27 protein-coding genes are annotated in these 26,674 nt (G+C 39.0%); 25 read left to right on the top strand and 2 right to left on the bottom strand.

Annotated elements, in window-relative coordinates:
• Window positions 1–77 precede the first annotated feature (77 nt).
• The 17 genes from SCSH_RS05415 to SCSH_RS05335 all read left to right on the top strand — a co-directional run bounded on the left by SCSH_RS05415 (window position 78) and on the right by SCSH_RS05335 (window position 17,179).
• Window positions 78–767, top strand: a complete 690-nt coding sequence (locus tag SCSH_RS05415; RefSeq protein WP_057490877.1) for a response regulator transcription factor — start codon at window positions 78–80, stop codon at window positions 765–767.
• Window positions 768–2,081: a sensor histidine kinase gene (locus SCSH_RS05410; protein WP_057490876.1), complete on the top strand. Its 1,314-nt coding sequence runs from the start codon at window positions 768–770 to the stop codon at window positions 2,079–2,081.
• Between the two features lie 239 nt (window positions 2,082–2,320).
• Window positions 2,321–3,202 carry a tRNA pseudouridine(55) synthase TruB gene (gene truB / locus SCSH_RS05405; RefSeq protein ID WP_057490875.1) on the top strand — a complete coding sequence of 294 codons (882 nt, stop codon included), beginning with the start codon at window positions 2,321–2,323 and terminating at the stop codon, window positions 3,200–3,202.
• A 27-nt stretch (window positions 3,203–3,229) separates the two neighbouring features.
• Entirely contained in the window at window positions 3,230–4,150 is a 921-nt protein-coding gene (locus SCSH_RS05400; RefSeq protein ID WP_057490874.1) for a bifunctional riboflavin kinase/FAD synthetase, read from the top strand.
• 56 nt (window positions 4,151–4,206) lie between these two features.
• Entirely contained in the window at window positions 4,207–4,620 is a 414-nt protein-coding gene (gene spx / locus SCSH_RS05395) for a transcriptional regulator Spx (protein ID WP_057490873.1), read from the top strand.
• Window positions 4,613–4,891: a UPF0223 family protein gene (locus SCSH_RS05390; protein ID WP_057490872.1), complete on the top strand. Its 279-nt coding sequence runs from the start codon at window positions 4,613–4,615 to the stop codon at window positions 4,889–4,891. The genes spx and SCSH_RS05390 overlap by 8 nt, the downstream gene beginning before the upstream one ends.
• A complete protein-coding gene (locus SCSH_RS05385) occupies window positions 4,881–5,639 on the top strand; it encodes an inositol monophosphatase family protein (RefSeq protein ID WP_057490871.1) in 759 nt (252 codons plus the stop codon). The genes SCSH_RS05390 and SCSH_RS05385 overlap by 11 nt, the downstream gene beginning before the upstream one ends.
• Before the next feature lie 54 nt (window positions 5,640–5,693).
• Window positions 5,694–7,007, top strand: coding sequence for an RsmB/NOP family class I SAM-dependent RNA methyltransferase (locus SCSH_RS05380; RefSeq protein ID WP_057490870.1), 1,314 nt, complete (start codon window positions 5,694–5,696; stop codon window positions 7,005–7,007).
• A 92-nt stretch (window positions 7,008–7,099) separates the two neighbouring features.
• Complete coding sequence (locus tag SCSH_RS05375) at window positions 7,100–7,969, top strand: phosphate ABC transporter substrate-binding protein PstS family protein (protein WP_057490869.1); 870 nt, start codon at window positions 7,100–7,102, stop codon at window positions 7,967–7,969.
• A 98-nt stretch (window positions 7,970–8,067) separates the two neighbouring features.
• The gene (gene pstC / locus SCSH_RS05370; RefSeq protein WP_057490868.1) at window positions 8,068–9,003 is read left to right on the top strand and encodes a phosphate ABC transporter permease subunit PstC; all 936 of its coding nucleotides are present in this window, start codon (window positions 8,068–8,070) and stop codon (window positions 9,001–9,003) included.
• Window positions 8,993–9,880 carry a phosphate ABC transporter permease PstA gene (pstA, locus tag SCSH_RS05365; protein WP_057490867.1) on the top strand — a complete coding sequence of 296 codons (888 nt, stop codon included), beginning with the start codon at window positions 8,993–8,995 and terminating at the stop codon, window positions 9,878–9,880. The genes pstC and pstA overlap by 11 nt, the downstream gene beginning before the upstream one ends.
• A gap of 10 nt (window positions 9,881–9,890) precedes the next feature.
• Complete coding sequence (gene pstB, locus SCSH_RS05360; RefSeq protein ID WP_057490866.1) at window positions 9,891–10,694, top strand: phosphate ABC transporter ATP-binding protein PstB; 804 nt, start codon at window positions 9,891–9,893, stop codon at window positions 10,692–10,694.
• An 11-nt stretch (window positions 10,695–10,705) separates the two neighbouring features.
• Window positions 10,706–11,464, top strand: a complete 759-nt coding sequence (gene pstB, locus SCSH_RS05355; protein ID WP_057490865.1) for a phosphate ABC transporter ATP-binding protein PstB — start codon at window positions 10,706–10,708, stop codon at window positions 11,462–11,464.
• 26 nt (window positions 11,465–11,490) lie between these two features.
• Window positions 11,491–12,144, top strand: coding sequence for a phosphate signaling complex protein PhoU (gene phoU, locus SCSH_RS05350; protein ID WP_057490864.1), 654 nt, complete (start codon window positions 11,491–11,493; stop codon window positions 12,142–12,144).
• Window positions 12,145–12,186: 42 nt separating this feature from the next.
• Window positions 12,187–14,733, top strand: a complete 2,547-nt coding sequence (locus SCSH_RS05345) for a M1 family metallopeptidase (RefSeq protein WP_057490863.1) — start codon at window positions 12,187–12,189, stop codon at window positions 14,731–14,733.
• Between the two features lie 462 nt (window positions 14,734–15,195).
• Entirely contained in the window at window positions 15,196–15,870 is a 675-nt protein-coding gene (gene ciaR / locus SCSH_RS05340; RefSeq protein WP_057490862.1) for a three-component system response regulator CiaR, read from the top strand.
• Window positions 15,860–17,179: a sensor histidine kinase gene (locus SCSH_RS05335; RefSeq protein WP_057490861.1), complete on the top strand. Its 1,320-nt coding sequence runs from the start codon at window positions 15,860–15,862 to the stop codon at window positions 17,177–17,179. The genes ciaR and SCSH_RS05335 overlap by 11 nt, the downstream gene beginning before the upstream one ends.
• A gap of 172 nt (window positions 17,180–17,351) precedes the next feature.
• Here SCSH_RS05335 and rpsT read toward each other — a convergent pair whose 3' ends face one another.
• The gene (gene rpsT / locus SCSH_RS05330; RefSeq protein WP_075347106.1) at window positions 17,352–17,603 is read right to left on the bottom strand and encodes a 30S ribosomal protein S20; all 252 of its coding nucleotides are present in this window, start codon (window positions 17,601–17,603) and stop codon (window positions 17,352–17,354) included.
• A 53-nt stretch (window positions 17,604–17,656) separates the two neighbouring features.
• Window positions 17,657–18,577, bottom strand: a complete 921-nt coding sequence (gene coaA / locus SCSH_RS05325) for a type I pantothenate kinase (protein ID WP_057490860.1) — start codon at window positions 18,575–18,577, stop codon at window positions 17,657–17,659.
• Window positions 18,578–18,676: 99 nt separating this feature from the next.
• Between coaA and SCSH_RS05320 the strand changes: the two genes are divergently transcribed.
• The 8 genes from SCSH_RS05320 (at window position 18,677) to SCSH_RS05285 (ending at window position 26,524) form a co-directional block, all read left to right on the top strand.
• Entirely contained in the window at window positions 18,677–19,276 is a 600-nt protein-coding gene (locus tag SCSH_RS05320) for a class I SAM-dependent methyltransferase (RefSeq protein ID WP_057490859.1), read from the top strand.
• Between the two features lie 74 nt (window positions 19,277–19,350).
• The gene (locus SCSH_RS05315) at window positions 19,351–20,628 is read left to right on the top strand and encodes a pyrimidine-nucleoside phosphorylase (protein WP_057490956.1); all 1,278 of its coding nucleotides are present in this window, start codon (window positions 19,351–19,353) and stop codon (window positions 20,626–20,628) included.
• An 18-nt stretch (window positions 20,629–20,646) separates the two neighbouring features.
• Complete coding sequence (gene deoC / locus SCSH_RS05310; protein WP_057490858.1) at window positions 20,647–21,309, top strand: deoxyribose-phosphate aldolase; 663 nt, start codon at window positions 20,647–20,649, stop codon at window positions 21,307–21,309.
• The gene (locus SCSH_RS05305; protein WP_057490857.1) at window positions 21,299–21,685 is read left to right on the top strand and encodes a cytidine deaminase; all 387 of its coding nucleotides are present in this window, start codon (window positions 21,299–21,301) and stop codon (window positions 21,683–21,685) included. The genes deoC and SCSH_RS05305 overlap by 11 nt, the downstream gene beginning before the upstream one ends.
• 91 nt (window positions 21,686–21,776) lie before the next feature.
• Window positions 21,777–22,826, top strand: coding sequence for a BMP family lipoprotein (locus tag SCSH_RS05300; protein ID WP_057490856.1), 1,050 nt, complete (start codon window positions 21,777–21,779; stop codon window positions 22,824–22,826).
• Window positions 22,827–22,964: 138 nt separating this feature from the next.
• A complete protein-coding gene (locus tag SCSH_RS05295; RefSeq protein WP_057490855.1) occupies window positions 22,965–24,497 on the top strand; it encodes an ABC transporter ATP-binding protein in 1,533 nt (510 codons plus the stop codon).
• Window positions 24,490–25,566 (top strand): ABC transporter permease, encoded by a 1,077-nt coding sequence (locus SCSH_RS05290; protein ID WP_057490854.1) that lies wholly within the window; start codon window positions 24,490–24,492, stop codon window positions 25,564–25,566. The genes SCSH_RS05295 and SCSH_RS05290 overlap by 8 nt, the downstream gene beginning before the upstream one ends.
• A gap of 1 nt (window position 25,567) precedes the next feature.
• Window positions 25,568–26,524, top strand: coding sequence for an ABC transporter permease (locus SCSH_RS05285; RefSeq protein WP_057490853.1), 957 nt, complete (start codon window positions 25,568–25,570; stop codon window positions 26,522–26,524).
• The last annotated feature ends 150 nt before the right edge of the window (window positions 26,525–26,674 follow it).

The following is a 26,674-nucleotide window of genomic DNA, read 5'->3' as shown; positions in this document are numbered from 1 at the left end:
AATTCTCCCTTAATTTTTGCTTTGAAATCTCTGAGCAAGGAAGCGATGTGTTATACTAATTTTGTTGAGGTAACAGTATGAATTATAAAGAGAAAAAAATCTTAATTTTAGATGACAATCCAGAAATTTTAGAAATGGTACAAGAAGCTTTGACTATTGCAGGTTTTCGTAATTTGACAAGTGTGCAGTCGCAAAAAGAAGCTTTAGCACAATTTGAAGAAAAATCCTTTGACTTAGCCGTTTTAGATATCATGTTATCTGAAGGGTCGGGTTTTGAAGTTCTAAAAGGCATCCGTAAAACTTCAACAATTCCTGTCTTGTTTTTGTCAGCAATTTCTGATATTGAAAAACAATATCAAGGATTTGAGCTAGGAGCGGATGATTATATTGTCAAGCCTTTTCGGCCAAGAGAGCTGGAGCTGCGAATTCTTTCTATTTTAAAAAGAGCCTATCCTGAAAATGAGGATACCCTTGTTTTACCTGCTTGTCAGGTGAAGTTTAGTCAAGCTCTGATTATTAAAGGAGATTTAGAAATTCAGCTGACAGCTAAGGAATACAGCATTCTTAAGGTTCTATATGATAATAAAAATCGTATTGTTACCTTTGAACAACTCTTGGAGAAGGTATGGGGCTTGCAATATCAAGGGTATGAAAATACGCTAATGGCTCATATTCGTAAGATTAGACAGAAAATTGAAGCTAACCCTTCTAAACCAGAAAGTTTAGTAACAGTTAAAGGTTTGGGTTACAAACTAAAGGTGAATTAAATGGATACCGTTAAATTTTTTACCAAGCTATTGACCAAGTATGTCTTGTTAACTTTTGCCTTGCTCATAGGATTGATTTTTGTTTATGGTTTGTTTATTTCAATCTATCTTAGTCACTATGGAAAGGAAAAACCTGAATTGATTTACACTAAAATCGTGCAATCAAGTCAACAGGATCCTTTCAATTTTAATAAAAGCAGCCAAAAAGAGATGAACAGGCAAAAGACTTGGGCTATGGTGCTGAATCAGGATGGCAATATTGTCCAATCTTATCATTTGCCTAAACAGCTCAAAAGGCATTATACTAACACTGATTTGGTGAAATTTTCACGGTGGTATTTAGAAGATTACCCTGTTTTCTCCTATGTACGTGGTCAGCAGATTTTAGTTATTGGCTATCCTAAAAAGCATTCTTTAGTAAAATATAGTGTTTATGCTAATACGCGATTTATTCAGGACTTTCTTAATTTAGGGCTTGTTTTTTTAGCTATCATTTTTATATATATTTTTGTTCTGTTTAGCCGCTCAAAGCTGCGCATTAAAAAAGAAATGGAGCCAATTGTTTCTGCAGTTGCTTCTTTGTCACAGGGCCTAAGTATTACTCTCAATGAAAAAGGCAATCTCTCCGAAATCAAGACAGCTCTTAATAAGACTTCCCGTATTTTAGAAGAAAACAAGATTATGAAGGAGCAGTGGATTAGAGGAGTCAGTCATGATTTACGCAATCCGCTTATGCTGGTTTCAGGCTATACCAGCCAATTGGAGCAGCAGTATGGCAGAGGAAAACAAACGGAGCAGATTGAAAATCAGATTCAAAACATGGAAGAAATCATTTCTAACCTCAATCTAAGTTATCTATTAGATAACCAAAAACATTACTCTGAATTTGTCAGTCTTGATTTAGCAGCTGTTTTGCGGACAGTAATTGCTGATATTCTTAATAATTATGAAACAGTCAGACTTAATTTTGACTTGCCTGCTGACGCAGTGCTGATAAGAGGTAATGCAACTTTGCTAGAGAGAGCTTTTCGAAATCTTTTGCTTAACAGCATTAAGCACAGCGGCTCTGAGCAGATTGATTTGACCTATCAATTATTTGATAATAAGGTATTTCTTGTCTTTGCAGATAAGGGAAATATTACAGCCTCGAAAATTGCAGAACTGAATCAAAAATCAGCTAATTATGAGTCACATGGCATGGGAACAGTTATTACTAAGCAAATCATAAAACTTCATCAAGGTGAGATTGTCTTTTCGGATAATCACCCAGGTCTAAAGGTGACTCTTGCTTTGCCGTTAACAGATGAATTGTAGGTTTAAAAATTAAAAGATAGGTGAAAGAATCAAGCTATTGCGGTGAAAGGGCAGAAGAGAATAAAATCAAGCGATGATTTTATTCCCAAGCTCTTGAAACGCATTATTCTGTGAGATTACACCGTTTTGCGGGTGATGATGCAGCAATCATGGCTGCCTTTCCCGCTCCCTACTGATTTTTGACTCACTCTCGCTTTTCTTTTGTCCATCCCTTGGGAATCTATGCTATAATTAAAATTATGATTTCAGGAATTATTAATCTCAAAAAAGAAGCCGGAATGACATCGCACGATGCAGTTTTTAAACTGCGAAAGATTCTGAAGGAAAAAAAGATTGGCCACGGAGGCACCTTGGATCCTGATGTTGTGGGAGTACTGCCAGTTGCTTTAGGTAAAGCAACCCGTGTTTTGGAATATATGACAGAGTCCGGCAAAGTTTATGAAGGACAGGTAACTCTTGGTTTTTCAACGACAACCGAAGATGCCAGTGGTGACATTGTTGATAGAACACCGGTTGATGTTAGTCTATCAGAAGCAGAAGTTGACAAGGCTATGGCAAGCTTTCTTGGTTCCATTGAACAGCTTGCCCCCATGTATTCGGCAGTTAAGGTTAATGGCCGTAAACTTTATGAATACGCGCGTGCCGGAGAAACCGTTGAGCGCCCCAAGCGCCAAGTAAGTGTTTATGAATACAAGCGCACGAGTCCTCTGATTTTTAAAGATGGCTGCTGTTCCTTTGATTTTAAAGTTTCCTGCAGCAAAGGGACATATATTAGAACTTTGGCTGTTGATTTAGGGATTCGGCTCGGTTATGCTAGTCATATGTCCTTTCTTAGAAGAACAGCTTCAGCTGGTTTAGAACTGAGTGATGCCCTAACCTTGAATGAGATTGCTGAAAAAGCAGCTGCAGATGATTTCTCCTTCCTTTTGCCTCTTGAATATGGAATTTTGTCTTTGCCTCGAACTGAACTAAGCAAGGAAGCAGCTACAGAAATTTCTTTCGGCAGACGAATCGAACTGTCTCAGAAGGATAATTTGCTGGCCGCTTTTTATGAAGGCAGGCTCGTTGCTGTTTTGGAAAAACGAGGAGCTTTTTATCAACCTAAAAAAGTTTTTCTTTAAAATATGTTTTTAGAAAGATGATATAGCATGAATATTTTTAAAATCCGCAGCCATGAGGAAATCGATTGCCAGGAAGCATCGGTTTTGGTTTTGGGTTATTTTGATGCTCTTCACAAGGGACATCAAAAACTTTTTGCGGCAGCTCAAAAGATAGCTAAAAAGAAAAAACTGAAAATTACGGTTCTTACTTTTTCCGAATCTCCTCAGCTAGCCTTCTCCCGCTTTAGTCCAGAATTACTCAATCATATTAATTATCCGGAAAAGCGCTATGCCAAGTTTGAAGAATATGGCGTTGATAATCTTTATCTGACTGATTTTACCTCAGCTTTTGCAAAAATCAGTTCAGATGACTTCATTACTAACTACATTCAGACACTTAAAGCCAAAGCTATTGTAGTTGGTTTTGATTATAAATTTGGTCATGACAAAACGGACTCAGCTTATCTTGAGCAGCATTTTTCAGGACAGGTTATCACGATTCCTGAAGTTCAGTACCAAGATGAAAAAATCAGCTCAACCAGAGTCCGTCAGCTAATCAGCCAAGGAGATGTGGCTCAGGTTAACCATCTTTTAGGCTATGAATTTTCAACACGGGGAATTGTTGTACACGGTGATGCCAGAGGACGAACGATTGGTTTTCCGACAGCCAACCTAGCACCTATTGATCGGACCTATTTACCAGCGGATGGTGTTTATGTAGCGGATGTCATAGTGAGCGGGAAGCGTTACCGTTCAATGACCAGTATCGGCAAAAATGTTACCTTTGGCGGAACAGAGCTGCGCTTAGAAGCCAATATCTTTGATTTTGACGGAGATATCTACGGGGAAACAATTGAAATTTTATGGCTGGATAAAATTCGTGAAATGGTCAAGTTTAACGGCATTGATGATCTAGTTAAGCAGCTTGAAACAGATAAAGAATTTGCCCTAAATTGGGGAAAAGCATAGCCAAGTCACTTAAAATCTTGTATAATAAAAAACGAGTATGAATAAAGGGGTAGGTTATGATTACCTTATTTTTATCACCTAGCTGTACAAGCTGCCGCAAAGCAAGAGCTTGGTTAAATAAACATGATGTTGCCTTCAAGGAACACAATATCATCACAAGTCCTTTGAGCCGCGATGATTTACTGAAAATTCTTTCCTACACAGAAAACGGAACAGAAGACATTATTTCAACACGATCAAAAGTTTTTCAAAAGTTAGATATTGATGTGGATGAATTGTCTGTCTCTGAGCTAATTAACCTTATTTCTAAAAATCCCAGCCTGCTTCGCCGTCCGATTATTATGGATGACAAGCGCATGCAGATTGGTTTTAATGAAGATGAGATTCGAGCTTTTTTACCACGAGATTACCGCAAACAAGAACTGCGTCAGGCAACGATTAAAGCAGAAATTGAGGGAAGAAATGAGTAAAAACTATTCTTATCCTTTGGATTTATCGTGGAGCACTGAAGAAATAACCTCAGTGCTTTCTTTTTTAAACTTAGTCGAAAAAGCTTATGAAGGCAAGGTTGAGGTCAGCCGTCTTTTGGAAGGCTACAGAGAATATAAGAGGGTTGTTGTCAGCAAGTCACAGGAAAAACAAATTGACCGTGACTTTGAAAAAGTTAGCGGTTATTCAGTTTATCGTGCGGTTCAAGCAGCAAAGACTAAAGAGAAAGGATTTATCTCCCTTGGAAACTAAATTTCAATTTGCAAAAGAACTTATCTGTGAAGCAGGGCGCTATATTCGCGATAATATGACACATGATTTGGTGATTGAGGAAAAATCGCGCTTTGATGATTTGGTGACCGACTTGGATAAGGGTGTTCAAAAATTGATGGTTGAACGAATTCACAGCGCTTATCCCCAAGATCATTTTTTTGCAGAAGAAGATAATCTTGTATCAGATATTAATGATGGTTCTGTCTGGGTCTTAGATCCTATTGACGGAACAGTTAATTTTGTTGTTCAGGGCTGCGATTTTGCAGTTATGATTGCTTATTATGAAAACGGTGTTGGTCAATTCGGTCTTATCTATGATGTTATGAGAGATATTCTCTACAGCGGCGGCGGCCAATTTGCAGTAACGGCCAATAACAAACCTCTATCGTCTTTTCGTGACAGGCCTTTAAATCGCTCTTTAATTGGTGGAAACAATGCCATGTGTGCTCAAAATGTCATGGGAATAGCTAATTTAGGACGTCAGACCCTGGGGATACGGGGCATTGGCAGTGCTGGCCTTAGTATCTGCCGTGTTTTAGAAGGCCGCTTTATTGCCTATTTTTCTGACATTGCGCCTTGGGACTATGCTGCAGGCAGTATCATGGGAGAAAAATTAGGATACACCATTCTTGACCTGCATGGACAAAAACCCAACTATAAAACCCGGCAAAAGGTCATGTTTATTCCAAAAGCCAAATTAAAAGAAATTCAAAAATATATTAAATAAACAAGAGCTGTTTAGACAATCTTCTTTCATAAATTACCAAAAATAGAGTATAATATGTCATTACCTGAAAAATTTGTAGAAAAATATCGCACTATTTTGGGGAGCGAGGCTGAAAACTTTTTCGCGAGTTTCAAAGAAGAAGCAGTGGCTGCTTTTCGGGTCAATCCATTAAAAGATGGACAAGTTCCATTTGAAAATCCGATTCCTAATACAGATTGGGGTTATTACGGCAAAGTTTCTGGGAAATCTGCGGAGCATGTTTCAGGCTTAATTTATTCTCAAGAACCGGCGGCTCAGATGGTTGCTCAGGTGGCAGCGCCCACAAAGGGGATGAAGGTGCTTGATTTAGCAGCAGCTCCGGGCGGGAAGACCACTCACCTGCTTTCTTATCTGGACAATACGGGAATTCTGGTCAGCAATGAGATTTCTAAAAAACGCTGCAAAGCCCTTGTTGAAAATGTAGAGCGTTTTGGTGCCAGAAATGTTCTGGTTACCAACGAAAGTCCTAAGAAACTGGCTCAAAGTTTTAAACATTACTTTGATCTAATCGTTTTGGATGCGCCGTGCTCAGGCGAAGGAATGTTTCGGAAAGATCCGGCTGCCATGCAATATTGGCATGAGGATTATCCGACAGAATGTGCTGAACTTCAAAAGGAAATCCTGCGAGAAGCTGTAAAAATGCTGACTCCGGGCGGCAGCTTAGTTTATTCGACCTGTACTTGGGCTCCGGAAGAAAATGAGGCTGTTGTCAATTGGCTGCTGTCACAGTATGATTTTTTGGAACTGGTAGAAGTGCCAAAAATTAACGGCATGGCTGAAGGTATTGATATGCCTGAAGCTGCACGAATGTATCCTCACCGTTTTAAGGGCGAAGGCCAGTTCGTAGCTAAATTGCAGGATAAAAGACCAGCTCAGCCTTTAGCATCTTCAAAACTTGCAAAATCTCAGCTGAACAAGAAAGAGCAAAAACTTTGGCAAGCTTTTGCTAAAGAAAATATTAAAATTAAATTAGAAGGACTGTATCAGACTTTTGGCGATCAACTTTATTTACTTCCGCAAGGGCTGCCTGATATATCTAGGCTAAAAATTGCTAGAAATGGGCTACATTTAGGAACTTTTAAAAAGAATCGTTTTGAGCCTTCTTTTGCTTTAGGAGTGGCTTTGAAAAAAAGTGAAGTAGTACAGTCAATTGAAATTGATATAGAACAGTTTAAGATTTATGTTTCAGGAAATACCTTGCCTCTCTCTAAAAATTATAAAAAAGGCTGGTATCAAATTCTTGTGAATGGGAATGGCCTAGGTTTTGCGAAAGTGACAGGCAACACCCTCAAGAATTATTTTCCTAAGGGACTTCGTTTTCAAGCATAAATGTTATAGAATACATTTTGAAAAATTTTTACAATTGCAGACCGTTTGATTTATTTTATTGTTATAATTGATAAGGAAAGGAAAGCAAGTAAATGAGAAAGAAAAAAATAGTTTTATCCTTGATGCTGGCTCTTGTCAGCCTAGGTTTGACGGCCTGTTCCAATTGGATTGATAAAGGACAGTCCATTACCAGTGTTGGTTCGACTGCCTTACAGCCTTTAGTAGAAGCTTCAGCAGACGAATTTGCTCAGGCTAAATCTAATTTGGGTAAAACTATCAATGTTCAAGGCGGTGGTTCTGGTACAGGACTTTCGCAAGTACAGTCTGGTGCTGTTCAGATTGGTAACAGTGACCTTTTCGCTGAGGAAAAAGACGGTATTAACGCTAAAGCATTGGTAGACCATCAGGTTGCCGTTGCTGGAATTGCTGTCATTACCAACAAAAAAGTCAAAGTGTCTAATTTAACGGTTGAACAGCTACGAAAAATTTTCACTGGTGAGTATACAAACTGGAAGCAAGTAGGCGGACAGGATTTAGAAATATCCATCATCAATCGAGCTGCCAGCTCTGGTTCTCGGGCGACATTTGACAGTGTTATCATGGATGGAAAAGATGCAAGGCAAAGTCAGGAACAAGATTCCAACGGTATGGTAAAATCTATTGTTTCACAAACGCCTGGTGCGATTTCTTATTTAGCCTTTGCTTATGTGGATCATTCAGTTAAATCCTTAAAATTGAATGGTTTCAAACCGACTGTAAAAAATGTAACGACCAATGATTGGCCGCTTTGGTCATATGAACATATGTATACTAAGGGAAAAGCAAAAGGTTTGACCAAAGAATTTTTAAAATTTATGATGAGTGACAAGGTTCAAAAGAGTATTGTCACCCGCATGGGATATATTTCTGTAAATGATATGAAAGTTGTCAAAAGCGCAGATGGCACTGTGACTGCTAAATAATATCATTAGAAAGCAAAAGAGATAAAAGTCATACAGCTTATTGTTGCTAACTGCTTTTATTGCTTTTCAAAGTTCTTATCTTGATGTATGGAGGAATCATGAAAAATCAAGAACTGATTAAAAAGCTGACATCACCGTCTAAAAATTCTCGCTTAGAAAAATTTGGCAAGATAATCACCTTTTTTTGCTTGGCTTTAATTGTCCTTATTGTCGCAATGATTCTTATCTTCGTTGCTCAAAAAGGCTTATCAACCTTCTTTGTGGATAAAATCAATCCTTTTAAGTTCCTTTTTGGGACTGAGTGGCAGCCAAATGTCAAGGGAGCAGACGGAAAACCTTTGTTGGGAGCTCTACCCATGATATTAGGGTCTTTCATTGTTACTATTTTGTCAGCTTTGATTGCTACACCTTTTGCCATTGGCGCAGCAGTATTTATGACTGAGATTTCGCCTAAATACGGTGCCAAAATTCTTCAGCCTGTTGTAGAGCTTTTGGTGGGAATTCCGTCAGTTGTTTATGGATTTATTGGTTTGCAGATTGTGGTACCTTTTGTCAGAACTCTTTTTGGCGGTACTGGATTTGGAATTTTATCCGGAGTATTTGTTCTTTTTGTCATGATTTTACCGACTGTAACCTTTATGACAATTGACAGTTTAAGGGCTGTTCCACGGCATTATAAAGAAGCCAGTCTTGCTATGGGAGCAACACGTTGGCAAACCATTTGGCGTGTTATTTTAAATGCAGCAAGGCCAGGAATTTTTACAGCAGTTGTTTTTGGAATGGCTCGTGCTTTTGGTGAAGCCTTGGCTATTCAGATGGTTGTTGGTAATTCAGCCGTCATTCCGGCTTCTCTAACAACACCTGCAGCGACTCTCACTTCCGTATTAACTATGGGAATTGGAAATACAGTTATGGGAACTGTCCAAAATAATGTCCTTTGGTCTTTGGCATTGGTTCTTCTGATTATGAGTTTAGCCTTTAATATGCTGATGAAATTTATTACAAGGGAAGGTAAGAAAAATTATGCACGCTAAAAAACTGGATAAATTAGTTACTGGTATTTTGTATACCATTGCTGGTATTATTATTGCTATTTTGGCTTCCCTCTTATTTTTTATTCTTATGCGGGGAATACCTAACATTAACTGGCATTTTTTAACAGGCCGTTCCTCTTCTTATGAAGCTGGCGGCGGTATTGGCATTCAGCTTTATAATTCCTTCTTTCTTTTAGTTGTAACATTAATTATTTCTATTCCACTTTCGATGGGAGCAGGTATTTATTTATCTGAATATGCTAAAAAAGGCCGTTTGACAGATTTTATTCGTACCTGTATTGAAATTTTGTCTTCCTTGCCATCAGTGGTAGTGGGGCTTTTTGGTTATTTAATTTTTGTCGTTCAGTTTCAATACGGTTTTTCAATTATCTCAGGTGCCTTGGCGTTGACCGTTTTCAATTTACCACAGATGACACGCAATATTGAAGATAGTTTGCGAAATGTTCATCATACGCAGCGTGAAGCAGGTCTTGCTTTAGGTATTTCGCGCTGGGAAACCGTCCTTCATGTTGTGATTCCAGAAGCACTTCCAGGAATTGTGACCGGTATTGTGCTTGCCTCTGGACGTATTTTCGGGGAAGCAGCAGCACTTATTTATACAGCCGGTCAGTCTGCACCGGCTCTTGACTGGGGAAATTGGAATCCGCTTAGTACAACAAGTCCGATTTCAATCTTTCGTCAGGCTGAAACACTTGCTGTCCATATCTGGAAGGTTAACAGTGAAGGAACTATTCCGGATGCTACTAAGGTATCTGAAGGCAGTGCAGCTGTTTTACTTGTTTTTATCCTTATCTTTAACCTGTCAGCACGCTACATTGGTAAGAAACTGCATGCCAAGCTGACATCAGCAGTCTAAAGGAGGACAAATGGCAGATTACAATTGGAATGAAAGGCATATCATTACCTTTCCGGAAGGAAACCTAGCTTTATCAACCGAGGATTTACATGTTTATTATGGTGAAAATGAAGCTATCAAAGGGATTGATATGCAGTTTGAAAAAAATAAAATTACAGCTCTAATCGGTCCATCAGGCTGTGGCAAGTCAACTTTTCTTCGCAGTCTCAATCGAATGAATGATACCATTGATATTGCCAAAGTAACCGGGAAAATCATGTATGAGGGAATTGATGTCAATGCGCAAAATATTAATGTTTATGAAATGCGTAAGCACATCGGCATGGTTTTTCAAAGGCCTAACCCCTTTGCTAAATCAATTTATAAAAACATAACATTTGCCTATGAACGGGCTGGTATTAAAGACAAGAAGGTCTTAGATGAAATTGTTGAGACATCTCTCAAACAAGCAGCGCTTTGGGATCAAGTAAAGGATGACTTGCATAAATCGGCCTTTACCTTGTCTGGCGGTCAGCAGCAGCGCTTATGTATCGCTCGTGCTATTGCGGTGAAGCCTGATATTCTTTTAATGGATGAACCAGCTTCAGCTCTTGATCCAGTTGCGACAATGCAGTTGGAAGAAACTATGTTTGAACTGAAGAAAAACTATACCATTATTATTGTGACTCATAATATGCAGCAGGCAGCCCGGGCCAGTGACTATACAGCCTTCTTTTATTTGGGAGATTTGATTGAGTACGATACCACTAATCATATTTTCCAAAATGCTAAGTTGAAATCAACCAGCGATTATGTGTCTGGACACTTTGGATAGAAAGGAAAAGAATGACAGAACCTATTTTAAAAGTCAATGACTTGTCTGTTTACTATGGCAAAAAGAAAGCACTTAATACTGTTTCCATTGATTTCTATCCTAATGAGATCACATCTTTGATTGGTCCATCAGGATCCGGAAAGTCTACCTTGCTACGTGCTATTAATCGAATGGGAGATATCAATCCTGAAGTAACTGTCACAGGCTCTATCATGTATAATGGCCATAATATCTATAGTCCACGGACAGACACAGTAGAATTGCGCAAAGAGATTGGCATGGTCTTCCAGCAGCCTAATCCTTTCCCAATGACTATTTATGAAAATGTTGTCTATGGTCTGCGCTTGAAGGGTATTAAGGATAAGAAGGTTCTGGATGAAGCTGTTGAAAAATCCTTAATTGGAGCTTCGATTTGGAATGAAGTAAAAGATCGTCTGCACGATTCAGCAATTGGTTTATCCGGTGGTCAGCAGCAGCGTGTTTGCATCGCTAGGGTTTTAGCAACCAGTCCGCAGATTATCCTTTTGGATGAGCCGACATCAGCTCTGGATCCTATTTCAGCTGGAAAAATTGAGGATACGTTGTATGATCTGAAAGAAAAGTACACGATGATTGTTGTGACTCGTTCGATGCAGCAAGCTTCACGTATTTCTGATCGGACAGGCTTTTTCTTAGCAGGGGATCTAATTGAATACGGCAATACTAAAGAAATGTTCCTGAACCCGCAGAAAAAAGAAACTGAAGATTACATTACAGGTAAGTTTGGATAATATAATAATAGAAAAGAGATGAGAACATGTTAAGATCGCAATTTGAAGAAGAATTAGATAAATTACATAATCAATTTTACGCGATGGGTACAGAAGTACTGGCACAGATTAATAAAACGGTGCGTGCTTTTGTCAGTCACGACCGCGACTTAGCCAAAGAAGTTATTGCTGATGACGATGTGGTTAATGAGTATGAAACTAAGCTTGAAAAAAAGTCTCTCGAGATTATTGCCCTGCAGCAGCCTGTATCAAATGATTTAAGGACAGTTATTACAGTTCTGAAGGCTTCTAGTGATATTGAACGCATGGGCGACCATGCTTCCTCAATTGCTAAGGCAACTATCCGTATGAAGGGAGAAGAGCGCCTTCTGGTTGTTGAAGAAAAGATTAGTGAGATGGGCAAGGCTGTCAAACGCATGGTCGAGGATGCCTTGAATGCCTACATCAATGGTGATGATAAAAAAGCTTATGAAATCGCTGCTAGTGATGAAATAATCGATAACTATTTTAAAGATATTCAAAATCTGGCAGTTGAAGAAATTAAGAAGACACCAGATGCTGCTTTTGCAGGCAAAGAATACTTCCAAGTATTGATGTATCTTGAACGAATTGGTGATTATGCTCGAAATATCTGCGAATGGATTGTTTATCTTAAAACTGGAAAAATCATTGAATTATGATATAATAACAATTTAGAAATTTTGAAATAATAAGGGAGATACATGGAAACTGTAGAACGCTTTATTGAAAAGTTTGTACCTGAAAATTATAATATTTTTCTAGATATTAACCGTCAGGAGAAGACCTTCTCTGGGAATGTTGCCATTAACGGAGAGGCACTTGATAATATTATTTCGCTGCATCAAAAAGACCTGAATATCAGTTCTGTTCTCTTGGATAATAGTGAGTTGGTTTATGAATTGGATAATGACCATGAGGCTGTTCGTATCGAACTTCCTGAAACTGGCAGTATGACACTGGTCCTAGAGTTTTCAGGTAAGATTACGGATAATATGACAGGAATCTATCCCTCTTACTATACTGTTGATGGTCTTAAAAAGGAAATTATCTCAACACAGTTTGAAAGTCATTTTGCCCGTGAAGCTTTTCCAAGTATTGATGAGCCAGAAGCAAAGGCTACCTTTGATTTAGCTCTTAAATTTGATCAGGAAGAAGGAGACATTGCCCTTTCTAATATGCCTGAAATTAATGTCAGTCGCCGCGAAGAAACGGGTGTTTGGACTTTCGATACAACTCCAAGAATGTCTTCTTATCTGCTGGCATTTGCTTTTGGCAATCTTCAAGGTAAAAAAGCTTATACGAAAAATGGCACAGAAGTAGGAGTTTTTGCAACTCAAGCCCAAAACAGTGATTCTGTTGATTTTGCTTTAGATATTGCTGTTCGTGTCATTGATTTTTATGAAGATTACTTTGGTGTTGCTTACCCAATTCCTCAATCTTATCATCTGGCTCTTCCGGATTTTTCAGCCGGTGCCATGGAAAACTGGGGACTTATTACTTATAGAGAAGTTTATCTCTTAGTTGATGATAATTCAACAGTAAGCAGTCGTCAGCAGGTGGCGCTTGTTGTTGCTCATGAATTAGCCCATCAATGGTTTGGTAACTTGGTAACTATGCGATGGTGGGATGACCTTTGGCTCAATGAAAGTTTTGCTAACATGATGGAATATGTTGCTGTTGATGCTATTGAGCCTGACTGGCATATTTTTGAAGATTTTCAAACAAGCGGAGTTCCGCATGCTCTTAAACGGGATGCTACTGATGGTGTTCAATCTGTACACGTTGCAGTTAATCACCCTGATGAAATCAACACTATTTTCGATGCAGCTATCGTTTATGCTAAAGGAAGCCGTTTAATGCACATGCTCCGGCGCTGGTTGGGAGACAAAGATTTTGCAGCCGGCTTAAAGAGCTATTTTGAAAAGTATCAGTATGCTAATACTATCGGACGTGATCTTTGGAATGCTTTGTCGACTGCTTCTGGCAAAGATGTTGCCAGCTTTATGGATGCTTGGCTGGAACAGCCGGGTTATCCTTTAGTAACCCTGTCTGTCAAAGATGATAAACTTCGCATTTCGCAAAAACAGTTCTTTATTGGGGAGCATGAAGATGCTGATAGGATTTGGCAGATTCCGCTTAACAGCAACTGGTCTGGTCTGCCTGATACCTTAGAAGAAGAATCTATCGAAATTCCGAACTTCAGTCAGTTGCTGGCTGACAATAAGGATAAGGGGCCTCTGCGGTTAAATACCGACAATACCGCACACTACATCTGCAATTATGACGAGCAGCTTTTAGAAGCTATTTTGGCAGATTTTGACTGTCTGGATAATACTTCAAAATTGCAGATTATTCAAGAGCGCCGTCTGTTAGCAGAGAGCGGTCAGATTTCCTATGCGGAATTAGTAGCTTTGCTGTCAAGATTATCGAATGAAACATCTTATATGGTAATGTCAGCAGGCCATCAGTTGGTGACTGGTATAGAAAGATTCTTAGAAGAAGGCAGCCAGATCGAATCAGATTTTAAATCTTTGGTTCGTAACGTTTATCAAGCTAATTATCAGCGTCTTGGTTTTGAAAAATCAGCTCAAGAGAGCGACGAAGACGAAATGGTCCGTCAAATTACTCTGAGTAACATGATTTATGCCGATGACCCTGATGTTAATGAAAAAGCACAGGCAATTTTTGAAACTTACAAAGGAAATATTGAAGCTATTCCAGCTGCTGTTCGTCTTTCTGTTTTGACCAACCAAATGAAACATGCTGAAACCGATGAGTTGGTAACACTTTATTTGGACACGTATGTAGAGACCAATGATAGTAATTTCCGCAGACAGCTAGCCAGTGCTTTGGCGAAAACAAAATCGCAGGCAACGCTTGAGAGAATTTTGGATCAGCTGCAAAATAAGGATGTCATCAAACCTCAGGATTTATCATTTTGGTATAGACTTTTCCTCAGTCAGCCTTTTGCTCAGGAAGCATTCTGGAGCTGGGCACGTGACAATTGGGATTGGATCAAAGCCACACTTGGCGGTGATATGAGTTTTGATAGTTTTGTTATTATTCCGGCTAATATCTTTAAAACAGATGAACGCTTAGAAGAGTACAAAGCATTCTTTGAACCACAGTTAGATAATTTGGCAATCAGCCGCAATATTACTATGGGAATCAAAGAGATATCTGCTCGAAAAGCCTTGATTGAAAGAGAAAAGGCTGCTGTTTGGCAGGCAGTTGCTAGACATTTCTGATAATCCTGTTAAGAGACTAAGGAGTTTCAGAGTTTAAAGGAATTCTGATTAAGTAAAATAATTTAAAAAAGGATTAAGGTCTGCATTGATGCTGCCTGATCCTTTTTGCTTGATTCAAATATGTTTGTTTATTTACTATATATATTCGTAAGCAATCCTCTTACCCTTCAAAAATCAATATGAATTTTCTATGAATTTCTACCCAGCGCAAAGCAATTTATAGTTTTTATTAAGCCTCTTTTAAGAATGATTGGCTAAACTAGATTTATCTTAGGAAAAAGGGCTTGTTTTTGATGAAAAAGTATTTATAGCCCCATTTTACCGTTGGCAGTAAAATCTATTCTAAAAAGTTTAATTGTATTATTGCAAGCAATTGATACAACTGACGGAACTTTTTGTAAAAGAAGAACTAGTCGAAAACTTCTAAGTCATGCTATAATAGAAAGTGAAAAGGAGCAGAACATGATAAAAATATTATTAGTAGAAGATGATTTAAGTCTGTCAAACTCTATTTTTGACTTTCTGGATGATTTTGCAGATGTTATGCAGGTTTTTGATGGTGAAGAAGGTCTCTATGAAGCTGAAAGCGGTGTTTATGATTTGATTTTGCTGGATTTGATGCTGCCGGAAAAAAATGGTTTTCAGGTTTTGAAAGAACTGCGGGAAAAAGGAATCACAACACCTGTTTTGATTATGACAGCCAAAGAAAGCTTAGATGATAAAGGGCATGGTTTTGAATTGGGAGCTGATGACTATCTGACAAAGCCTTTTTATTTGGAAGAATTAAAGATGCGTATTCAAGCTCTTCTCAAACGTTCGGGAAAATTTACCAACAATAACCTTGTTTATGGCGACCTGACAGTTGATACCTCTACTAATACCACCATGGTAAACGGTAAAGAAGTTGAGTTGTTGGGTAAAGAATTTGATCTGCTGATTTATTTTTTGCAGAATCAGAATGTTATTTTGCCTAAATCACAAATCTTTGATCGGATATGGGGATTTGACAGTGATACAACAATTTCTGTTGTAGAGGTCTATGTGTCTAAAATCAGAAAAAAACTCAAAGATACCCAGTTTGGCAAAAATTTGCAGACATTGCGCAGTGTAGGATATATTTTAAAGGATGTTAATTAAGCTAAGACAAAAAAGTAAACAGGGAGAGAATGCCTCCTTTTTCAGCCATTTTTTTGCTGTATTTACAGGGATCTTCTTTGTGATGACAGTCATCATCGTCCAAGTTATGCGCTTTGGTATTTATTCGTCGGTTGATGATAGTCTCAAAAAGGCCACTAAAAATATTGATGATTATATCAATATGGAAATGGTTAGAAATACCGTGATTAATGATGTTATAAGTGATAACAGTGAAGAAACACCCTTTAAAATCAAACCAGACGGCCAAATGGCAGCCAATACGGATACCATTCTCTACGATAAGCAACATCATGTTGTCAATAATATCAATGCTTTTTCTCCCTTGTATCACATTCACCCTAAAATGCACAGGCTGGGTGATATTACCGAACAAAGGGCAAAAAATATTTATGGTCAGATTGAGAAATATCGGACAGTAACTGTTAAAGTTCGCAATGCTTATTATCCGCAGGTCAAATTTGCAACTATTGTTATCAATACAACTCAGCTTGAAGAAGCTAATCAGCGTTATGTGACTATTATTATTAGTGTGATGATTGTTTTTTGGCTGATTTCGGTTATTGCTAGTGTTTATTTGGCCAAGTGGAGCCGTAGGCCTATTTTGGAGAACTACGAAAAGCAAAAATCTTTTGTAGAAAATGCCAGTCATGAATTGCGAACACCGCTAGCAGTTTTGCAAAATCGCTTAGAAAGCTTATTCAGAAAACCGGAAGCTACTATTTTAGATTCATCAGAATCCATCGCTTCTAGTTTAGAAGAAGTCAGAAATATGAGAATGCTGACGACAAATCTCCTTAATCTAGCTCGCCGTGATGATGGAATTGAACCTGAAATAGCAGAAGTTAAACCTAGTTTTTTTGATGATACCTTTAAAAATTATGCCATGATTGCCCGTGAAAATGGGAAAATATTGCATATTACAAATAAGGTTAGTCGCCAGATTAAAACGGACAAGACCTTGCTTAAACAGCTGATGACCATTCTTTTTGATAATGCGGTTAAATATACCGACCAAGAGGGGGAAATTTGGATATCTGTCAAGACAACGGATCGAAGCTTAATTTTCTCAGTAGCTGACAACGGTCAAGGAATTTCAGAGACAGACAAAAAGAAGATTTTTGACCGTTTTTACCGTGTTGATAAGGCCAGAACCAGACAAAAAGGAGGATTTGGTCTAGGACTATCACTAGCAAAACAAATTGTTGACAGCTTAAAAGGCAGCATTATTGTTAAAGATAAAAAACCGCAAGGAGTTATCTTTGAAGTCCGCCTGGCAGCTAGTAAATAAGTAAAAAGTAAAACCCACCAGCTCGATAAGAAGACAGGCTGGTGGGTTTTCGTAGTTTTATTTGGCTGACCAGTGTTAATTGAAAAAGAAAAATAGGAATATTTGAACTTTACTCCTTAAGTTAGCTTACGTTGTCCAGCTCTTTGGAGTCGGTTCATAATATTCCTGTTTTTTAATTTGCCAATTGACGTGCAAGACGTGCTTTATCGCGGCTTGCTTTATTTTTATGAATCAAACCTTTTGATTTGGCTTTGTCAATGCTAGAAGAAGCAGCACGGAAAAGTTCTTCAGTTGGGTTTGCTTCAAAAGCTTTAATAGCAGAACGCATAGCTGATTTTTGAGCTGAATTGCGGTTATTTTGTTTAACGTTAAGTTCAGCACGTTTAATAGCAGATTTAATATTTGCCAATGTCTTTACCTCCAAATTATGATAACTACACTATTATATAGAAAATCCCAGCATTTGACAAGTCTTTATCACTTTTTCAGGTAAATTTCATCTATTTTATGGTCATTTGCTTTATGAAGAATAAGTTCAGCACGATTTCGTGTAGGCTCGATATATTTTTCCAAATTAACAAGATTAATATTTTTCCAAATATTTCGAGCAAAATCAAGGGCTCCTTTTTTCCCCATCTTTAGGAAACGGTGGTAGTAGTTTTCATCGTCATTTTTAGCTAAATCCAGAAGAGCTGAAAAGCGTTCAAGATACCAATTCTCAATATGGCTGCTGTCAGCGTCAATGTAAATTGAAAAATCGAAGTAATCGCTCATGTAAAGACGATTGTTTAAGGGGTTTTGGAAGACATTAATTCCTTCGACGATAAGAAAATCAGGTGCTTTTATTATCTGGCTTTTGTCTGGGACAATATCATAAATTTCATGCGAATAAACAGGAATTTCAGCATTCTGCCCATTTTTCATACTATCTAGAAAATTAAGCAGAAGTTCCATGTTGTAACTTTCAGGAAAGCCTTTGCGGTTGAGTATATTTCTAGCAGAAAGAACAGAATTAGGATATAAAAAACCATCGGTAGTAACCATTTCAACAGTGGAATTTTTAAAGGTTCTTGCCAATAAGAGCTGTAAAAGTCGGCTGGTAGTAGATTTGCCCACAGCGACAGAGCCGGAAACCCCAATGATAAAAGGGCGGTTGTTAAGGTCTTTTTGCAGAAAAATACTTTTGGAAAAGCTGAGGTTTTCCTGTGCTTTTTTGTAAATTTTAATCAAGCTAACTAAGGGAAGATAAATATCAGTAACATCTTTAATACTAATCTGATCGTTAAGACTCTTAATGGAATTTAACTCTGCTTCATTTAAAGGTGGCTGTGATTTTTGATGCAGATGCTGCCAGGTTTGACGGGAAATTTTTTCAAAATTGATAAACTCATTTGCCATTTCAATAAATACTCCTTTAATGAACATTATATCATATTGAATTGAAAACCGTTTCAAAGTATGCTAAAATTGATTAGCATAAAACAGGAGCAAAAATTCATGAGCAATAATATGTACTACACAGAAAATCCTAGCAGTGAGCATCAGTTGCAGGACATCAGAGTTGATTTATTGGGACAGACTTTTTATTTTCTGACCGATTCAGGTGTCTTCAGCAAAAAAATGGTTGATTATGGTAGTCAGGTTCTCTTAAACAGTTTGGATTTTGAAAAAGAAAAAACCTTGCTTGATGTTGGCTGCGGTTATGGCCCTCTGGGCATTTCTTTGGCCAAGGTTTATGGCCTTGAAGTGACTATGGTTGATATTAATAACCGAGCGCTGGATCTGGCCAAAACAAATGCTGAAAAAAATGGTGTTAGCGCTAATATTTTTTACTCAAACAGTTATGAAAATATTTCGGGCTGCTTTGATGCTATTATCAGTAATCCTCCCATTAGAGCTGGCAAACAGGTTGTTCATGCTATTATTGAAGGAAGTATTGAACACTTAAATACTGGTGGTAGCTTGACCATTGTTATCCAGAAAAAACAAGGCGCTCCCAGTGCTAAGGCAAAGATGGAGCAGATTTTTGGCAATGTTGCTATTTTAAAAAAGGACAAAGGTTATTACGTTCTTAGAAGTGAGAGAGAAGGAGAATAAGAACGAACAAAAAGGTTGACTGTGGCAATTTTTAAAAGTCAGTCGCTTTTCATTGTGTTCTTGGTGGTTAGATGATAAGAGCAGTTGATTTAATTCAGAAAAAACGAGACGGTCATGAATTGACGACCCAGGAAATAAATTGGCTTATTGAAGCTTATACCGCTGGTCAGGTTCCTGATTATCAGATGTCGGCCTTTGCGATGGCAGTTTACTTTAAGGGAATGACAAACAGAGAAACGCATGATTTGACCATGGCTATGGTTAAATCTGGGGAACAAATCGACCTGTCTGCCATTCCTGGGATAAAAGTAGACAAGCACTCAACTGGCGGTGTTGGTGATAAGGTTACTTTGATACTGGTGCCGCTGGTTGCGAGCTTTGGCGTGCCAGTTGCTAAAATGAGCGGCCGCGGTCTGGGACACACTGGCGGAACCCTTGATAAGCTGGAGTCAATCAAAGGTTACCACATTGAGCTTTCACAGGCAGACTTTATTAAGCAAGTTCAGGAAATTGGTTTGGCAGTTATTGGTCAGTCTGATAATCTGGTCAAGGCAGATAAGATGCTTTATGCTCTGCGCGATGTGACAGCCACAGTCGATATTATTCCTTTGATTGCAAGTTCCATCATGAGCAAAAAAATTGCTGCAGGGGCAGACCGCATTTTGCTTGATGTCACTGTTGGTGACGGTGCTTTTATGAAGACCTTGCCAGAAGCAGAAATCTTATCTAAAACTATGGTTGCTCTGGGCAAGGAAATGGGCCGGCAAACAATTGCTGTCATAACAGATATGAGTCAGCCTCTGGGTCAAGCTATCGGAAATCGCTTAGAAGTTTTAGAGGCTTTGCAAATTATGCAAGGGCAGGGTCGTAAAGACCTTACCGATTTTATCTGCAAGCTGGCTCAGTTGATGTTAGAGCTGGCAGGGAAAAAGGAAAGTTTAGCAGTTATTTATGACCATTTGACGAAGGGCCAGGCTCTTAAAAAATTTGAGGAAATGATTGTTTGTCAAGGAGGTGATTTAACTGACTTATACCGTCCTTCATCTGCAGAATTTGTAACAGATATCATTGCAGATAAAGAAGGCTATATCAAGGAATTACCGGCTTTAGCCTTTGGTCTTATGGCCATGCGTCTAGGAGCTGGCCGGGCGGTTAAAACAGATAAACTGGACTATGAAACAGGAATTGTTTTTGAGAAAAAAGTCGGCGATTCCGTTCAAACAGGAGATTTGATTGCAAGGGTTTACTCCAATGAAAAATTATCTGAAAACATGCTTACAGAATTCAAAAAAAATGTTAAAATAGATAAGGAAGAATTGAGAGTAAATGAGATTTTAAGAATCATTACTTAATTGTTAAGAAAGGGTAACATGGAAATCAATCACTATATTGACCATACGTTGTTGAAACCAGAGAGCACTCAAGCTCAAATCGAGCAACTTATTCAAGAGGCTAAACAGTATCATTTTGCCAGTGTCTGTGTCAATCCCACTTGGGTTTCTTACGCAGCAACTGCTCTCAAAGAAAGTGATGTCAAGGTTTGTACTGTTATCGGTTTTCCTTTAGGAGCAACGACCAGTGCAGTAAAAGCCTTTGAAACAGAAGATGCTATTAAAAATGGTGCCGATGAAGTTGACATGGTTATCAATATCGGACAAGCAAAATCCGGCAACTTTGATGCTGTCGAAGAAGATATCCGAGCAGTTGTGGAAGCCAGCGGTGACAAATTAGTCAAGGTCATCATTGAAGCTTGTCTTTTAACTGACGAAGAAAAAGTTAAAGCTTGTCAGGCAGCCAAGGCAGCAGGTGCTGATTTTGTTAAAACATCAACTGGCTTTTCTACAGGAGGAGCTACAGTTGAAGATGTTCGCCTCATGCGTCAGACAGTAGGTTCTGAATTTGGTGTTAAAGCAGCTGGCGGAGCACGTACTTTAAAAGATGCTCAAGCTTTCATCGAAGCAGGAGCGACTCGCATTGGAACATCGGCTGGTATTGCGATTGTTGAAGGGAAAGAAGTAAAGGGTGGCTACTGATTTAGTATCTCTTGCTAAAAAAGCCAGCCAAAATGCCTATGTTCCTTATTCGCATTTCCCCATTGGAGCTGCGGTTAAAACCAAATCCGGTGATGTTTATTTGGGTTGTAATATTGAAAATGCTAGCTTTGGACTTACTAATTGCGGTGAGCGGACAGCTATTTTTAAGGCTATTTCTGAAGGCCACCGTGACTTCGAAGAGATAGCTATCTATGGTGAAACCAAGGAGCCGATTTCTCCGTGCGGTGCCTGCCGGCAGGTAATGGCTGAGTTTTTTGAGCCAACAGCCAAGGTTACTTTGATTGCTAAAGATGGTAAGACGGTCGTGACGACGGTCGGGGAGTTATTGCCTTATTCATTTACAGAGTTAAGGTAAAGCTGTTTTTATTTGTCTGTTAAGCCTTTGGGTTTAATATTAATTTTTAGGCAACGTTTGTTGTATATAAAACTTAGGAGGGTTCATCTTTATGAACAAGAAAATTGTTGGTTTAGGTTTAACTGCCGTGGCAGTATTAGGACTTGCGGCCTGCGGCAATCGCGCAGCTAAAAATAATGGCAAGGCTAAGACAGATCTAAAAGTTGCTATTGTAACTGATACTGGTGGTGTTGATGACAAGTCATTTAACCAATCAGCATGGGAAGGTTTACAAGCTTGGGGCAAAGATAAAGGCCTCAGCAAGGGAAGTGGCTTTGATTATTTCCAATCTGCTAATGAATCTGATTATGCAACCAATCTTGATACGGCTTCTTCAAGCGGCTATAAATTAGTATTTGGTATCGGTTATGCTTTGCATGATGCTATCGAAAAAACAGCAGCTGACAATGAAGATGTTAATTATGTTATCATTGATGATATCATTGAAAATAAAGACAATGTTGCCAGCGTTACATTTGCTGATAATGAAGCGGCCTACCTTGCAGGAATTGCAGCTGCTAAGACAACAAAAACCAAGAAAGTTGGTTTTGTAGGCGGTGTTAAATCTGAAGTTATTACTCGTTTTGAAAAAGGCTTTGAGGCTGGTGTAAAATCTGTAGATAAATCTATCCAAATTCAAGTTGACTATGCGGGATCATTTGGTGATGCTGCCAAAGGTAAAACAATTGCAGCTGCTCAATATGCCAGCGGTGCCGATATTGTTTACCAAGTTGCAGGCGGTACAGGTGCTGGCGTCTTCAGCGAAGCTAAAGCTTTGAATGAAAAGAAAAATGAATCTAAGAAGGTTTGGGTTATCGGAGTTGACCGTGACCAAGCTGCTGAAGGTAAGTACACTTCTAAAGACGGTAAAAAATCTAACTTTGTCCTCGCATCTTCACTAAAAGAAGTTGGTAAGGCTGTTCAGCTGATTTCAAACAATACTGCGGATAAGAAATTCCCAGGCGGCAAAGTAACAACTTACGGACTGAAAGATAAGGGAGTTGATCTTGTACCAACCAACTTGTCTAATGATGTTAAAAAAGCTATCGATGACGCTAAAAAAGAAATTGTATCAGGCGACATCAAAGTTCCAGAAAAATAAGGTTTAAGGGCGACCTCAGCCGGTCGCCTTTTTGACACTGAGGTCTTTGTACCTCAATAGAGATTAGGATAAAATAGTCAAAATGGTACTAGCCTCCTGATTTCTATTGAAGTATAAAATTTCTGAAAGGAAAGTACTATGACGCAACATGTCATTGAAATGAGAGAGATTACCAAAAAATTTGGTGATTTTGTGGCTAACGACCATATCAATCTCAATCTCAGAAAAGGTGAAATTCATGCGCTGCTCGGTGAAAACGGAGCTGGTAAGTCAACCTTGATGAATATGCTTGCTGGTTTGCTTGAGCCAACCAGCGGTGAGATTGCGATTAACGGTGAGCTAGTTACAATTGATTCTCCGTCTAAGTCGGCTCAGTTGGGCATTGGAATGGTGCATCAGCATTTTATGCTGGTTGAAGCTTTTACGGTTACTGAAAATATTATTTTAGGAAATGAAATTCTTAAAAATGGTATTTTAGATTTAAAAAAAGCCAGTCAGGAAATTAAAGAACTGTCTGAAAAATACGGTTTAGCTGTTGACCCAGATGCTAAAATTGCCGATATTTCTGTCGGTGCTCAGCAGCGTGTTGAAATTTTAAAGACACTTTATCGCGGTGCTGATATCCTTATTTTTGACGAACCAACCGCTGTTTTAACACCTTCTGAAATTCAGGAGTTGATGAATATTATGAAGGGGCTTGTCAAGGAAGGAAAATCAATCATTTTGATTACGCACAAGCTTGATGAGATTCGATCAGTGGCTGACCGTGTGACTGTTATCAGACGCGGTAAAAGTATTGAAACGGTGGATGTAGCAGGAGCGACATCTCAAGACTTGGCTGAAATGATGGTTGGCCGTTCGGTTTCCTTTACGACTGAAAAGGCTGCTGCCAATCCTAAGGAAGTAACCTTATCTATTAAGGACTTAGAAGTCAATGAAAATCGCGGCGTTCCTGCTGTTAAAGGACTTTCTTTGGATGTCAGAGCTGGTGAAATCGTTGGTATTGCTGGAATTGATGGCAACGGTCAAAGTGAATTAATTCAAGCCATTACAGGTTTACGTAAAATAAAGTCAGGAACCATTACTATTAAAGGGCAGGATGTGACCAAACTTTCAGCCCGCAAGATTACAGAATTAAGTGTGGGACATGTCCCTGAGGACAGACACCGCGATGGACTGGTACTTGAGCTGACGCTGGCAGAAAATATGGCCTTGCAGACTTATTACAAGCCACCATTGAGCAAAAACGGTGTTTTGAATTATCATAAGATTAACGAACACGGACGCCAGCTGATGGAAGAATTTGATGTCCGCGGTGCCAGTGAACTTGTTCCGGCTAAAGGGCTTTCAGGTGGTAATCAGCAAAAAGCAATTATTGCCCGTGAAGTTGACCGCGATCCGGATTTGCTGATTGTCAGCCAGCCAACACGTGGATTGGATGTTGGTGCTATTGAGTATATTCATAAACGTCTGATGGAAGAGCGTGATAAAGGGAAAGCTGTGTTGTTAGTTAGTTTTGAATTAGATGAAATTCTTAATTTGTCTGACCGCATTGCTGTTATTCACGACGGTCAAATTCAAGGCATTGTGACGCCGGAGACCACCAATAAACAAGAATTGGGAATTTTAATGGCCGGTGGAAGTATTGAAAAGGAGGAAGCAAATGTCTAAAAAAACACAACAAATTGTCGTTCCTCTGATTTCAGTTGTTCTAGGAATTATACTGGGAGCCATCATCATGCTTATTTTTGGCTACGATCCAGTATGGGCCTATGAAGGACTCTTTCAAAAAGCTTTTGGCAGCCTAAAAGATGTCGGCGAAATCTTTCGTGCAATGAGCCCGCTAATTTTGATTGCACTTGGTTTTGCAGTAGCTAGCCGAGCTGGTTTCTTCAATATCGGTTTATCAGGCCAGGCCTATGCAGGCTGGATAGCTGCAGGCTGGTTTGCTCTAGCTAATCCTGGTTTGCCGCGGCCTATTATGATTGTGATGACAGTCCTTATTGGAGCAGCAGCAGGTGGAGTTATCGGAGCTATTCCAGGATTTTTACGGGCTTATCTCGGAACCAGCGAAGTTATTGTCACTATCATGATGAACTATATTGTGCTCTACATCGGCAATGCCATTATTCAGGATGGCTTTTCTAACAAAATCATGCGCAATTCTGACTCCAGTATTTATGTTGGCAAAAATGCCAGTTATCAAACAGACTGGCTGCGAGCGCTGACGGATAATTCTCGGATGAATATCGGCTTTTTCTTGGCTCTTATTGCTATTGTACTTGTTTGGTACTTGCTGAATAAGACAACGCTCGGTTTTGAAATTCGTTCGGTCGGTCTTAACCCTCATGCCAGTGAATATGCAGGTATGTCAGCCAAAAGAACCATTGTTCTCTCTATGGTTATCTCAGGAGCTCTAGCGGGACTTGGCGGCGTCGTTGAAGGTCTTGGAACATTTGGAAATGTTTATGTGCAAACTAGTTCGTTGGCTATTGGTTTTGATGGGATGGCAGTTAGTCTTTTGGCTTCCAATTCTCCAATTGGCATCTTGCTTTCAGCCTTCTTATTTGGAGCTCTCAGTGTTGGAGCGCCTGGTATGAGTATCAGTGATGCAACCCATGTTGGCACTCCGCCTGAATTGATCAAGGTAGTGACTGCTCTGATTATCTTCTTTGTTGGTGCTCACTATGTTATTGAGCATTATATCAAACCCAAAAAACAAATGAAAGGCGGTCAGTAAAATGAGTTTAGAAAGTATTTTAGCTCTTTTAGTGTCATCAATGCTGGTTTATGCGACCCCTCTCATTTTTACCAGTATAGGCGGTGTTTTTTCTGAAAGATCAGGTGTTGTTAATGTGGGACTTGAAGGCATCATGGTTATGGGAGCCTTTGCTGGAATCGTCTTTAATTTAGAATTTGCTGAGTCTTTTGGCAAGGCAACACCTTGGCTTGCAGCCCTAGTCGGCGGAGCTGTTGGGTTAGTGTTTTCGCTAATTCATGCTGTCGCTACTGTTAATTTTCGGGCGGATCATATCGTTTCTGGGACTGTGCTTAATCTTTTGGCGCCATCTTTAGCCGTTTTCTTTGTTAAATCTCTATATAACAAGGGACAGACTGATAATATTCATCAATCTTTTGGTAAGTTTGATTTTCCAATTTTATCTAAAATTCCTTTTATTGGCAAGATTTTCTTCGAAGGCACCAGTTTAGTTGCCTACATTGCCATTCTCTTTTCAGTCTTTGCCTGGTTTATTCTGACCAAAACAAGATTTGGTCTGCGTCTGCGTTCTGTTGGTGAACATCCTCAGGCTGCTGATACTTTGGGAATCAATGTTTATCTGATGCGCTACTGCGGTGTTATGATTTCAGGATTCTTAGGAGGAATAGGCGGAGCGATTTACGCCCAGTCAATTTCAGTTAACTTTGCAGTAACAACCATTTTAGGGCCGGGTTTTATTGCTTTGGCAGCTATGATTTTCGGTAAATGGAATCCAATAGGAGCCATGCTTTCCAGCCTGTTTTTCGGTCTCTCTCAAAGTTTGGCAGTTATCGGCAATCAATTGCCTTTCCTCTCAAAAATTCCAACGGTTTATCTGCAAATCGCCCCTTATGTATTAACTATTTTGGTATTGGCTGTTTTCTTTGGTCAGGCAGTTGCTCCTAAAGCGGACGGTGTCAATTATATCAAGTCAAAATAATGCTTTTAAATCACTCCATTACAGGGGTGATTTTTTATAGCAGAAGAATGACGGGTTGTAGACAAACTCTCTAGTTAGCATTTCACAAGCACACACATCTTAGGATAATATCAATTCACAAGCTATAAGAAAAATAGGCGAATGAAACAA

The organism is Streptococcus orisasini (genome assembly GCF_001431045.1).
Classification (GTDB): Bacteria; Bacillota; Bacilli; order Lactobacillales; family Streptococcaceae; genus Streptococcus; species Streptococcus orisasini.
Note: the sequence above shows the minus strand (reverse complement) of the source record. Positions and strands in the feature narration are given on the sequence as shown.